The organism is Pantoea rwandensis, from assembly GCF_002095475.1.
GTDB lineage: Bacteria > Pseudomonadota > Gammaproteobacteria > Enterobacterales > Enterobacteriaceae > Pantoea > Pantoea rwandensis.
In genome coordinates this window covers 155267-167797 of record NZ_MLFR01000002.1, presented here as the reverse complement: position 1 = coordinate 167797, position 12531 = coordinate 155267, and the positions used below count along the sequence as shown (strand labels likewise).

At 49.3% G+C, this 12531-nt stretch carries 9 protein-coding genes and 1 pseudogene; 3 read left to right on the top strand and 7 right to left on the bottom strand.

Annotated features, from left to right (window positions below; all coding sequences use genetic code 11):
- Positions 1-253 precede the first annotated feature (253 nt).
- The 3 genes from HA51_RS04510 to HA51_RS04500 all read left to right on the top strand — a co-directional run bounded on the left by HA51_RS04510 (position 254) and on the right by HA51_RS04500 (position 4047).
- Positions 254-1258: a LacI family DNA-binding transcriptional regulator gene (locus tag HA51_RS04510; RefSeq protein WP_084932390.1), complete on the top strand. Its 1005-nt coding sequence runs from the start codon at positions 254-256 to the stop codon at positions 1256-1258.
- 13 nt (positions 1259-1271) lie between these two features.
- On the top strand, positions 1272-2099 hold the full coding sequence (locus HA51_RS04505; RefSeq protein WP_084932388.1) for a sugar phosphate isomerase/epimerase family protein: 828 nt from the start codon (positions 1272-1274) through the stop codon (positions 2097-2099).
- Positions 2100-2577: 478 nt separating this feature from the next.
- Positions 2578-4047 carry a sugar porter family MFS transporter gene (locus HA51_RS04500; protein ID WP_084932386.1) on the top strand — a complete coding sequence of 490 codons (1470 nt, stop codon included), beginning with the start codon at positions 2578-2580 and terminating at the stop codon, positions 4045-4047.
- Between the two features lie 104 nt (positions 4048-4151).
- Here HA51_RS04500 and HA51_RS27295 read toward each other — a convergent pair.
- The 7 genes and pseudogenes from HA51_RS27295 to HA51_RS04470 all read right to left on the bottom strand — a co-directional run.
- A pseudogene (locus tag HA51_RS27295) lies at positions 4152-4302 on the bottom strand (sugar porter family MFS transporter); the annotation flags it as partial.
- 107 nt (positions 4303-4409) lie between these two features.
- Entirely contained in the window at positions 4410-5351 is a 942-nt protein-coding gene (locus HA51_RS04495; RefSeq protein WP_084932383.1) for a sugar phosphate isomerase/epimerase family protein, read from the bottom strand.
- 10 nt (positions 5352-5361) lie between these two features.
- Complete coding sequence (locus HA51_RS04490; RefSeq protein ID WP_084932381.1) at positions 5362-6540, bottom strand: Gfo/Idh/MocA family protein; 1179 nt, start codon at positions 6538-6540, stop codon at positions 5362-5364.
- 538 nt (positions 6541-7078) lie between these two features.
- Positions 7079-8392: a cytochrome c gene (locus HA51_RS04485; RefSeq protein WP_084932378.1), complete on the bottom strand. Its 1314-nt coding sequence runs from the start codon at positions 8390-8392 to the stop codon at positions 7079-7081.
- Between the two features lie 2 nt (positions 8393-8394).
- Positions 8395-10164, bottom strand: a complete 1770-nt coding sequence (locus HA51_RS04480; RefSeq protein WP_084932376.1) for a GMC family oxidoreductase — start codon at positions 10162-10164, stop codon at positions 8395-8397.
- A 16-nt stretch (positions 10165-10180) separates the two neighbouring features.
- On the bottom strand, positions 10181-10909 hold the full coding sequence (locus HA51_RS04475) for a gluconate 2-dehydrogenase subunit 3 family protein (RefSeq protein WP_084932374.1): 729 nt from the start codon (positions 10907-10909) through the stop codon (positions 10181-10183).
- A gap of 404 nt (positions 10910-11313) precedes the next feature.
- Positions 11314-12339 (bottom strand): LacI family DNA-binding transcriptional regulator, encoded by a 1026-nt coding sequence (locus HA51_RS04470; protein WP_245840161.1) that lies wholly within the window; start codon positions 12337-12339, stop codon positions 11314-11316.
- Between the last annotated feature and the right edge of the window lie 192 nt (positions 12340-12531).

The window sequence follows — 12531 nt, the reverse complement described above, 5'->3', positions numbered from 1 at the left end:
AGTTGTTAACACTGAATCTCAGGCACGCTAAGTAAATAGTCAACGGGTGTTATTACGAAATTTTTGTTCCGATCACAAAATAAATAAATCTAGCACCCGGGTGCATGAAACAAATTGCACCCGGGTGCAATTGAGGGGCATACTCAGCGCACGCACTTGTTCGAAGATGAAATATACCCGTCGAGAGGGTGTAGGTTTCTTTTCAGAACGTTTTCTCGTTCAATATCAGAAAATATCTGACCTGGATGAGTAAATGAAATCAAAAGAGAGCAGGGTGACCGCCAGTGATGTGGCGCGCCTGGCTGGTGTTTCGAAGTGGACGGTATCCAGAGCCTTTATGCCTGGTGCGTCAATCTCGGACAGCGCCAGAGAACGCGTACTGAGTGTCGCCCGTGATCTGGGATATCGCCCTAATCTCCTGGCAAGGAGCCTGGCTAAGAAGAAAACGCACATTATTGGCGTCGTTATTGATGAGATGAAAAATCCTCATACGCTAATGCTTCTTGATGAGGCATCACGGCAACTGCAAAGCAGGGGCTACATGGCGATGATGTTGAATATCTCCGCCGATGCTCATTATCCATCGGTGATGGCACAGGCAGATCAGTTTCAGGTAGACGGGATCCTGTTTCTTGGCACGGTTTTGTCAGCTGAGCTTATCAGCCTGTCGCAGGACCTCTACCGTGTTCCTTTGGTGCAGGTATGCAGGTATAGCAATGCGGCGGATATAGAGGTAGTTGCAATAGACGGCATGGGTGCCGGAATGCAGATCTCCGAGTTAATGGTTGCGCAGGGCTACAGTCGTTTTGGTTACATGGTGGGACCCGATACGCCATCGTCACATACCTTCCGTAAAGAGGGGTTTGAAGCTGGGTTGGCCAAAGCAGGACATCAGTTGGATGTAGTACTAAACGCCGGAGGATATGACAAAGAGATGGGCTGGAACGCGATCAGCGACTACCTTCTCTCAACTCCGACAGAAAGGCGAATTGAAGCACTGTTCTGTGAAAACGATGTACTTGCCCTAGGCGCGATGTCAGCTCGGCAGGAATTAGCACCTGAATGGCATCTAGGGATTGCCGGCTTCGACGATATCGATGAAGCGCAGGCGCTGAACTGGCAATTGACTACGTTCAGTCAGCGCATTGACAGACTTGTGAATGAGGCTCTTAACCGTCTTATAGACGGACGAGTAAATATTGATAATGCATGGCAACAGGGAGAACTGCGTATCAGGCGCTCTCACCTGAAAGCCTGACCAAGGAGTGATCATGAAGTTATCTTTGCACGGTGTATCTGTCTGGTACAGCAACGCCGTAACGCAGTTACGCCTGGCACGTGAAGCCGGTTTTGATGGCCTGGAAATTCTGCCGGAGCACCTCTACCGTTATCTGGAAAACGGGGGGACCTACGAGCAGTTCAGACATTTGATGGCTGAAAATAAGGTAGAGATAACCTGTATCAACGCTCTAAAGCGCATTGGTCGCCACCAGCCTGAAGAGCGTGCAGCATTACTGCAAGAGGCGCAGCGCATTTGCCGCGCGGCAGCTGAACTGAACTGCCCTGTCGTGCAAATCATGGCTCTGACTGAACTGGATCATCTTCCAGAAGAAGAACGAAACGCCATTTTGCGGGATAACATCTGTGCTATTGCTGATATTGGTAAGCCACTGGGGATCAAATTCCAGATTGAAGTGGTGGCCTTTACGGCGTTCAACTCCTTACAACAGGGTCTGGACATGATAGCCGCCTGCGGACGTGACAACATCGGCCTGGTTGTAGACTTCTGGCATCTGCACGCCGGCGGCAATACGCGTCCTGAAGAAGTTGCAAACATGGATGTGAACCTGATTTACGGCATTCATTTCTGTGATGGCCGAGCTGCTCGCCCGGGTGAAGAGTGGGATGAGTGGGTCCAGCGCGATTATGCCCCGGATAAAGGCGAGGTGGATATCCCTGCCTGGCTTGAGGCAGTACAGCAGACTGGATACAAAGGGGGCTGGTGTCCGGAGCTGTTGAGTCCACATCACTGGGAATTAGACCTTGCGGATATTGCAAAGTCCTGTATCGACAGTCTGCATGAGTATGGCGTTAAATAAATTCAGAAAGGCCAGTCTTATTTTTATTTCTTCTGGTCCTGCCTTAAGGGTTTTTAAGGCTTTGCAAGCAGTGATAATGCCGCCATTTCAAGTTTTGGCGGCTATTTTTTGCGTCCTTTAAAATTCTTAGGTTAAATTTAATCCCTGTAATAATAATAAAGGTCGGAAAGTAATTTTAGGTGGGTAAATACCCGCCTATTTTTTGCAATCTTGTTTTTTGATAGAATGCTATCATTGAATGGGGCTGATTATTTGCAAGGGATTTATTTTAACTTAATGATTTATATTGTTATTTTAAGGATATTCAAATTAATTTAAATTTTTATTGAACTGAAATCACACTTTGAAGAAATAGTTCACTTCTGAAGATGATAGAAAAATCATTTCATGTATCATCATTTTTGATGTCACTCTATCAACAACAAAATAAGATCCCTTTGTGTGTTATGAAATTAAATTCCAAGGGGTGGGGGTTTATATGAATACCAGGCAACACAGTTATAATATGAAGTACGTAATGCTTTGCTGTACGGTGGCTGCATTTGGTGGACTGCTGATGGGATACGACTCTTCCATTATTTCTGGTGCTATTGAACCCCTCAGTGAATATTTCAAACTTGGACCGGCTGAAACTGGCTGGGCTGTTTCAAATATCCTGGTCGGAAGCCTTGTGGGCTGTTTAGTGGCCTCAAAGGTAAGCGATCGCCTCGGACGTAAAAAATCACTGGCTATAACGGCTCTGCTCTTCACCGTTTCGGTTGTGGGCACCGCTCTGGCGCACAACTTCACAACCTTTGTTATCTTCCGCATGATTGGCGGGTTGGCTATTGGTCTGGCTGCAGTTATCTCACCTATTTACCTCGCTGAGCTTTCACCCTCTAAATTCCGTGGGCGCACAACGGCACTTTACTCAGTGTGCTGTGTTGGCGGGCAGTGTGTTGTTTTGCTGACAAACTACTTCATCACCAAATCCCTGCTGCCTGAGGTGATGATTGGCATTGGCTGGCGCTGGATACTGGCGACCGCACTGGTTCCCTGCGCACTGTTCATCGGACTGATTGCATTTATTCCTGAGTCGCCGCGCTGGAATGTCCTAAAGGGCCGCCATAAGGAAGCACTGGATACACTCACCAAAATCTCGAACCGCGAACATGCGCAAACCGTTTTCCAGGAAATCAAAAACTCGTTCGCGCATGACCCAGCGGTTCTGAAGCAGAGAAGCCAGTTCCGTCTGAATCGTTATACGGTTCCACTGCTGGTGGTGGGTATTGGTCTGGCTATCGGTAACCAACTGAGTGGTATCAACGTTATTCAGTATTTTGGCCCAACGCTGCTGAAAAATGTTTCAAGTGACACGGACTCAGCACTGTTGCAAACCTTCTGGCTGTCAGTGTGCCAGCTGGTCGGCGTTATCATTGGTATGTCACTGATTGATAAAGTTGGCCGCCGTAAGCTGTTGCTTCTGGGGGCGATTACTTCAGCAATTTTCCTGGCCTACTCCTTCGTGGCATTCTTCTATCATCTCCCAGGCATCCTGCCGGTAATTGGCCTGTTTGCTTATATGGTGTTCTTTGGCATTACCTGGGGCCAGATCGTGTGGACTGTACTGGGTGAAATCTTCCCTACAGAAATCCGTTCAATCTGTGTTGGTCTTTCCATTTGCGCAATGTCTCTGGCCAACTTCGTCATCAGTACGACGTTCCCAATCATGAACAGCAGCGTAATGCTGCAGGAAATGTTCCACGGTGGTTTCCCACTGTTGCTGTTTGCTGTCTTCTCTCTGGGTATGTACTTCTTCACTTTCAGATATCTACCGGAAACTGCAGGCGTATCACTCGAAAAAGTGCAGGGGCTTGTTCTGCGTAAATTTGACATTGAACCGGAAGAGGGGAAAGAGGCTGTTCCCACGGCGCCGGTCAGCATGGCTGACAAGCACTTCCATATCTGATTTGTCACAGAAACCAAAACTAGCCTGAATAAAAAATGCCAGTGGGTTAATTACCTGACTGGCATTTTCATTATCTGATTCGTTCAACGAACATCCCTAGTGAACTCTGGCCCCATGAAAAGCAGGGCGCCGGAAATGACACCGGTGTCATAGACAAATAGCAGGCCGCCGAGGGTGGCAAACTTTGACTAGCGGACGAGTTCCGCCCTTACTGTTCGGCCCGGAAGCAGTATTCTTAGAAATATATTGTTCCATTGCAGGCTCCAGTTTGAATCCGGAAGACTGTGTTTTTGAATTATGTATATGAAGCAAAGATGAGAAGGGGGAGCCCGTGACGTTTTGAGCTCCCTCTGAGGCGAGTGTTATTGACTGATGGTCTGCTGAAGTGCCTTGACAGAGCTGGTCACGCCGGCGTCAACGGACATGGTCAGGTCTTCCATTTCCAGAGAAACCCAGTCGTTGTAGCCCATCATGCGAACCACAGAGAAGAACTCTTTCCACCACTGGAGATCCTGACCGCAGCCCACAGCAACGTAGTTCCACGCACGGTTGGCAACGTCTTCAACCGGCTTAGTCTCCAGCAGGCCATTCACGTTAACCAGACCACGTTCAAGACGAACATCTTTACCGTGGCAATGGTGAATGGCGGGGCCCAAAGCGCGCGCCGCGGCAATCGGGTCGGCACCCATCCAGATCAGGTGGCTCGGGTCAAGGTTCAGGCCGACCATCGGTCCTACCGCATCGCGCAGGCGGAACAGCGTTTCCGGGTTCCATACCAGCATCGAGCTGAAGTTTTCCAGCGCGAATTTTTCAACGCCGCACTCTTTTGCCTGCTTTACTAGACTTTCCCAGTAAGGGATGGCCACTTCGTTCCACTGGTAATCGAGACAGTTCTTCAGCGTCGGCGGCCAGCTGACGGTGTAGGTGATCCAGTTTGGTACCGTGTCACCTGGAGCGGCAGGCGGTAACCCGCTCATCATAACGATTTTTTTCACGCCAAGGTGGCCCGCTAACTCCAGCGTTTTCTCAGTATCAGCGCGGTGTTTTTTACCCAGCTCGCCCGGTTCCAGTGGGTTACCGGATACGTTCAGTGCCGCAATTGACATGCCACGTTCTGCCAGCGCATCCAGAATTTTTTTACGCTTGCCGGCGTCGGTCAGCAGTTCATCAGTGCGCAGGTGCGGTGCTGATGACCAGCCACCGGTAGTCATTTCCACGCCATAAACGCCCATGGAAACCAGTTTATCAAGCATCTCTTCGAAAGGCAGATGGCCCAGACTGTCAGTACAGAAGGAGAGTTTCATTATTAAAACCTTATTCGTAGTTAACCCAGGTGGAGCCGTTGTCAGCCGAGCGCACGCAGTTCTCGAGCCAGCGAACACCCTCAATGCCGGCATTAATATCCGGATATACAAGGTTGTTCAGCGTTTCGTTGTCACCACGCTGTTTAGCGCTAATGGCGATGGCAAACTTCAGGTAAATGTTTGCCCAGGATTCAGCGAGCCCTTCGGTGTGAAGCGCGCCGAGACGCTCATCTGCCAGCGCACTTTCATGCAGGTATGGCATACCGTGGTGCATGGTCTGATTTGGCTGGCCCTGAACTTCGTACTTTAGTTCGCCCGGATTAGAGTCAGTCCACTCAAGGCTTGCGCGTGAACCAATCACGCGAATGCTCTGGCTGTCCATTGAACCGGCATTAATTGAGGAAGCCCACATGCGCCCTACAGCGCCACCTTCATAGCGGATAAGAACCATTGCGTTATCTTCAAGCGGTGCACGTGAAGGAATGAAGCTCTGGCGATCGCACAGCAGGGAAGAGATTTTTTGCTGCGGCATCAACAGCTGCGAAATATAGAAGGTGTGGGTGGAGATATCGCCCAGAACAAATGTCGGACCGGCAATTTTCGGGTCTACGCGCCATTTCTGGGCATCGCTGAATTTATCGGCAGAGTCGTTTGCACTGAAGCCGTGAGTATATTGCATGTCGACCATACGGATGTCACCGAGCTCACCGTTGGCGATCATTGCGCGCATTTGCATCAGCAGAGGATGGCCCGAGAAACCATAGGTTACGCCGACAATAAGACCTTTCTGTTCTGCCAGTTCTTTAATCTCCCGTGCTTCAGCAGAGGTGAAGAACAGTGGCTTTTCACAAATGACGTGAATTCCTGCAGTCAGCGCTGCTTTTGTGATCTCATAGTGGGTACCGTTGGGTGTGGCCACAGAGACAACTTCCACACCATCGTCGCGAGTGGTTTCACGTTCGAGAAGCTGCTGATAGTTATCATAGCAACGGTCTGGATCGAGCCCGAGGTTCACTCCGAAGTCGCGGCCACGCGTGGCATCAACGTCGAATGCCGAAGAGACCAGCTGATAAGCCGTATTGTCACGCAACGCGCCGCTGCGGTGTTTATAACCAACCTGGCTCAGTCTGCCGCCACCGATCATGCCCCAGCGCAGTGGGCGGGGAATTACTCTTTCACCGTTTAACATGCCAACTCCTGATGATTAATTTGAGGCTTCGCTTTCTGATGCTTCCTTGCACCCGGGTGCAAATAAGCTTAATAAAAGTCCAGCTGATTTTTGCTTCAGCCCAAATGTTGAACATGCAGGGTTTAATGTAAAGAGGTCACTATTTAACTTTCAGGAATGGATCACAAAATGGCAACATATTGCACCCGGGTGCAGAGCAGGTATATTGCTTTTACCGACAAAGTGGTTCACTGTTGATCGGTTAAAGTTCAGGAAAATAAATCGGCCAATATTTGCGTTTAACTTAATGAAAATTAGGTTAATTTTTTATTTTTACTTCGGTTTCTCAATATATTCATTAGCGATTAAGCAATATTAAGGCCATGATTTAATGCTTATGAATACAAAACCAGTAAGTTTGATATCTGTCACAAAACTATTTGTCGGCTAAGAAATGGGAATGGCAGATGAGATTTTGAAATTAAGGCTGCTTTTGGCTTCGCGGGCATTAAATCGGGTTTGAGGAAAAAATGGCCCGGTAAAAGCCGGGCCAGTTTATTTACTGCATTGTCGGTGTTTTGAGTTTCTCGTTAGCACCGGTGTCTTTACGCATCTTAGCTACGTCTTCTACCTTCACCTCACTGGCTTCATTACCCCAGCTATTTCGCACATAATTCAGAACATCAGTAATCTGCTGATCGTTCATCTTCCAGGCGAATGATGGCATGCCCGCAGCAGTCTGCCGCTCTTCAGTGTGTGGTGCGCGTGCCCCCGTTAGCATGGCGTGGATCATATTCGTAGGATCGTTTTGCATTGCGCGGTTCCCGGCAAACGCCGGCACCATACCGGTGATACCTTCTCCCTGCAGACCGTGGCAGGCAGAGCAGTTAACCTCATAACTCAGGGCGGCATCTTTTGCGCGAGCTGCATCCATGTGGAAGGGCGGCTCAGCAGGCGTCGAAGATGCTGGAAGAGCACGCAGATATGTTGCAATAGCCTGCAAATCGTCCTTGTTGAAGTACTGCGTTGAGTGCTCCACGGCTTCTGCCATTGGACCTGCAGCCACGCTGGTACCGTTTGAGCCGGTCTTCAGATAATCTGCAATCTGGTCATTACTCCAGTCACCGATCCCCGCGTGAGGATTTGGGGTAATATCCGGTGCGTACCAGTCACCCAGATTTCCGCCCTGAAGGTAAGCGCTACTGATTTCTCCCCCAAGTGCATTGCGCGCGGTATGGCATACGCTGCAGTGTGCCGGGCCGTCAACGAGATACTTACCCCGGTTCCATGCTGCATCATTAGCTGAGGCTGCTGTAAACCCAGAATTATCAAAGAACAGCACGTTCCAGCCAAGCATGGCCAGACGGATGTTATACGGGAAGTGCATTCCCGCATTTTCATCGACATCATGTTTAACTGGGGCGATAGTCGAAAAATAGGCCCAGAGATCATGCATGTCTGCATCTGTCATTTTGGCATAAGCAGTGTAAGGCATCGCTGGATAAAGGAATCCATGCGTACCCCGCCCTTGACGCACGGCGGTGAAAAAATCACGCTCAGTCATATTACCGATGCCGGTCTCACGGTCTGGCGTGATATTTGAGGTTTCCAGCGCGCCAAAGGGAGTATCGATTTTATACCCACCGTTAAAGGAGGCGTTGTGGCAGGCTGCACAGTCGGCCAGTCGCATGACGTATTCACCGCGCTTAATGGCTTCTGCATCATTACTCTTGAAATCGGCCAGCTTGACATTGTTATCCGCCACTTGTGAACGCGAACTTTCGAGCACGGCCCACAAGCGATAACTTCCAGCTAAACCTGCCAGCACTAGAACGATAGCTGCGCCATAAACAAGTTTCTTTTTCATGCTCACAATTATGCTCCTACCAGCGGCGACGGATTATTAATGTACTTTTGGTAGATAGCCTGCGCAGCGCGGATCGCCAGCGCACCTACTGTAACGGTTGGGTTATAGCCACCATTGTTCGGGAAGGCTGAAGCGCCGACGACAAAGAGGTTATGTGCATCCCAACTCTGAAGGTAAGGGTTAAGGGCAGATGTCGTCGGATCAGCACCCATCACGGCACCACCAATGGTATGCGAGCTGTGCTGCATGTAGGGGTTCCAGCTCTTCTCTGACTGGTTATCGATGACAAGATGCTTACCACCAATTTCCTTCATGATGTCGATCGCGCGGTCGGTAACGTAATTCGCCATGCGTACATCGTTTTTGTTCCAGTCAAACGTCATACGCATCAGCGGCTGGCCGTGGCGATCTTTGTAAACCGGGTCGAGATCCAGGTATGCTTCTCGGACAGGCATTGAGGTACCCTGACAGAAGATAGTGCCTGCGGTCTGATAATCACGCGCGTAGCCCGCTTTCCATTCACTACCCCAGCGAGGTGTACCTGGACGCAGACCATCCATGTTCTGAATAGGACGACCATTGGTTGAGAAGCCCATGATCCCGGCACCCCCAATGAAGTCCAGGTGGCTGTGGTCGAAGTTGTCGCCGTTAAAATCATCGATTTGTACGGCAAGGGCGCCCCCGCCGATAAACGGGTTCATGTATTCGTTATCAAAGAATCCGGTAACACTGGAGCAGGTCTGGTAGTTATAGTTACGGCCGATGGTACCGCGGCCGGTGCGTGGATCGTATTGCTCACCCACGCCAGACAGCAGCATCAGACGTACGTTGTCCATCTGGTAGGCGGTGATACATACGATATCTGCCGGCTGGAAGCCTTCTTTGCCGTCTTCTGAAATGAACTTCACACCTTTTACGGTTTTGCCATCTTCATGCTTAACGGCATGAAGCACTTCCGTGTTGGTCAACAGCGTGAAGTTTTTGCGGCGCATCAGGGCCGGGAGAATACAGGCCTGCGGTGAGGACTTGGAGAAGTTACCGCAACCGTGGAAATCACAGAATCCGCAATAGGTACAAGGTCCCATGGTCACACCCAGAGGGTTGACGTAGGCCTGAGAAATATTACCAGCTGGTACCGTGAACGGGTGATAACCCATTTTCTGGGTGGTCTCACGGTACTTGCGCATCCAGTGGGTATCTTTCAGCGGAGGCGTCGGGTATTCACGACTGCGCGAGCCTTCAAAGATATTCCCGTCTGCCTGCGGCTGGCCGTTCAGATTACCGGCTTTGCCTGATGTACCGGCAATACGTTCGAAGCGATCGTAAAAAGGGGCCATCTCATCATAGGTCACGCCCCAGTCCTGCAGTTGCAGACCTTTCATTTTCGCGGCGCCGTAGCGTTCGCGGGTCTGTGTGGCGATTTCAAAATCCCATGGGGTGAAACGCCAGGACATCCCGGCCCAGTGTGTCCCTGCGCCACCGACGTTCCAGCCAAACTGGAATGCGGACCAGTTACGCACTGGAGCTGCCTCTTGATCGCTACGGTTACGGAAAGTTGTGGTTTCCACACTCATAGGCTGCATAATTTTACGGCGTGTACGCCAGCGAAGCTCATCAGGATCGACCGCTACCGGGAAATCAGTAGAAGTATCACGCCATGCGCCGCGTTCAATTGCGACGACTTCAAGGCCTGCGCGCGTCAGCTCTTCTGCCATCACGGAGCCAGCCCAACCTAAGCCGACGATAACGACGTCAGCTTTTTTTCTTATTTGTGACATTTGTAAAGCTCCGGGATTAATTATCAGGGATCAGGCTAACGGGGATTAACTGAAGATTTTCATTTCGACGCTCAATATATGGGCGATAGTCGTAGCGAGCCCCCGGGAAGCCGATCATTTTCCAACCGACCATATTTTTGTTACCGCCGTAAATGGGGTCGGCCAAATAACCTTCCCGTACGTTCTGCAGCATGAGTTCAAAGAAAGCCTGACTGTTAACGCCGTTGCCTAAATCTATTTTTCCCTTTTCCATCTCTTTGAGAAATGCATCAATCTGTTCACTTTCAAGTTCAAAGAAAGCTTTCTTGAGATGCTCTTCAGACCATGCGTTTAATGCTTTCAGACCGGTTAGATAACGTTCACGAGGAGGAGCGAGGAATTGCGGGCTGCCCATCAGGGCTTCTTCATTTCCAGGATTAAGGGGGCCTTCAAGATATAAGGCTGCGCCACTGCCATAGTCACCCGCGAGTTCACTGTCGATGAACTCAATGCATCCTGCTTCACTTGCTGATGGTCCCAGCTTATCGGCAGGAATGAGACGGTTAAAAATAGCCGTTAACGTTTTGCGATCCTTCTCATCAGTGAGGACCTGATAACCTTTCTGCCACGCTGGCTGCGGCATGTGGTCTGCGCTGAGTTGCGTTTCCAGCGGAACGTTATGCAATTCTTCTGCACGAAGTTTGGGAACAACCGCGGCAGTTGCCACGATAGAACCCAGGGAAAAGAGCGCTTCTCTTCGATTCATAGTAAATACCTTCAACGAAACGGTTTACGACCGGTCATCACTGTTTCTGCACTTCAGTGCAGTAAAAAATGAGCAGGCTTAAGCCCACTCGCCCTGTAAAAGAACACGACACCACGTTTTTTAAGCGCAGTTTTGCCTGCGATAATTTAATCGCATTAACAGGCGTCTCTAAAAGAGTCGCTAAAATTTACTGAGGTAAAGCGTAGAGTAAGAGTTTTTAATTATTAATATAACGAGAGCCAACTCCTTTAAAATAATTGTTTCTGATATATATTGTTTTATACAGCAGTGATCATGTGTTTTTGAAGCCCAACATCAATACATAAAATTAATATTTTCACAGGAATTTCACGTTAACTGGTCAGGTGTGTGACCGGGTGCAAAATGCTGCATGATTTTTCCAGTTAATGCTTCAAGTGAGAACGTCTGATACGGATCTCTCCCTGCTCCCAGCCAGATTTTTCAGATCCTTTGCCATCAATCAGACGGCATATGGCTTCATGCATCAGGCGGTCCAAACGTTGACTGTAGGAGGTCAAATCACACCCTGGAATTTCTGATTCTTCTATGTCATCAAAGCCGACAAGTGCCAGTTGTATCTCTGGAGAAATGTCTCTAAGGGCTGCCATCGCGCCTAAAGCTAAGATGTCGTTCTCGCAGAATAAGGCATCAACTCTCTGTGAGACCGGCATTTCTAACAGGTATCGTTGCATTGCCTGATAGCCCAGCATGCGATCATAATGTTCTGTTTCAAGCTCCAGATCTAACTCGTGGCCATGTGCTTTTAACTCATCGACATATCCCATTTTGCGCTGAAGATGTCCTTCTTCTCCCCCTGGCCCAGCCATGTAACCAAAACGTTGATGGCCTTGCTCTAAGAGCAGGCGGGCAATCACTTTGCCTGCTCTGTAGCCATCAATGTTTACGACATCAATTCCTTTTCCGCCGATGTTTCTTGAAACCTGAACAAGAGGTACCTTATGGAGATCATTTGCAATTGCAACAAACTCCGGTGTCAAAGCTGTACCAAGGAACAGGATTCCATCCACCTGAAGTTGTTCGGCCAGGGACATCACGGAACGATAATTTTCACCCGTAATATTCAGCATCAGTGCCATGTAGCCGCGGGACTGTAGCTGCCTGGTCACTTCATCCAGCATCATCATCGAATGCGGGTTTTTTAGTTCATCCACCACAACGCCAATAATATGCGTGCGTTTTTGAGACAAACTACGTGCGAGTAGGTTAGGGCGATACCCAAGCTCTTTAGCAGCCGCGAGCACATCTTCTCTGGCTTTGTCAGAAATAGACGCGCCAGGTGTAAAGGCTCGTGACACTGTCCACTTTGATACACCTGCCTTTTGGGCAACATCTGTCGCTGTAGCCCTGGTCCGCTTGTCTAATTTATTGGCCATTTCGCGCTCAGACATGCAATTGAACCTCTTCTGCGTTGAACGCGAATCTTGTTGGATACCAAGCTTTGCTCAAAGTTATGAAGCATTTGGTCGCGCTTTCCCCTACGAATGTTGTGATTATGTTTGATCTTTGCACCCGATTGCAAACGTTTTGTGATCCAGCTTTAAGTATTGATATATCAGTCATTGACTAATTAGTAGGTAGGC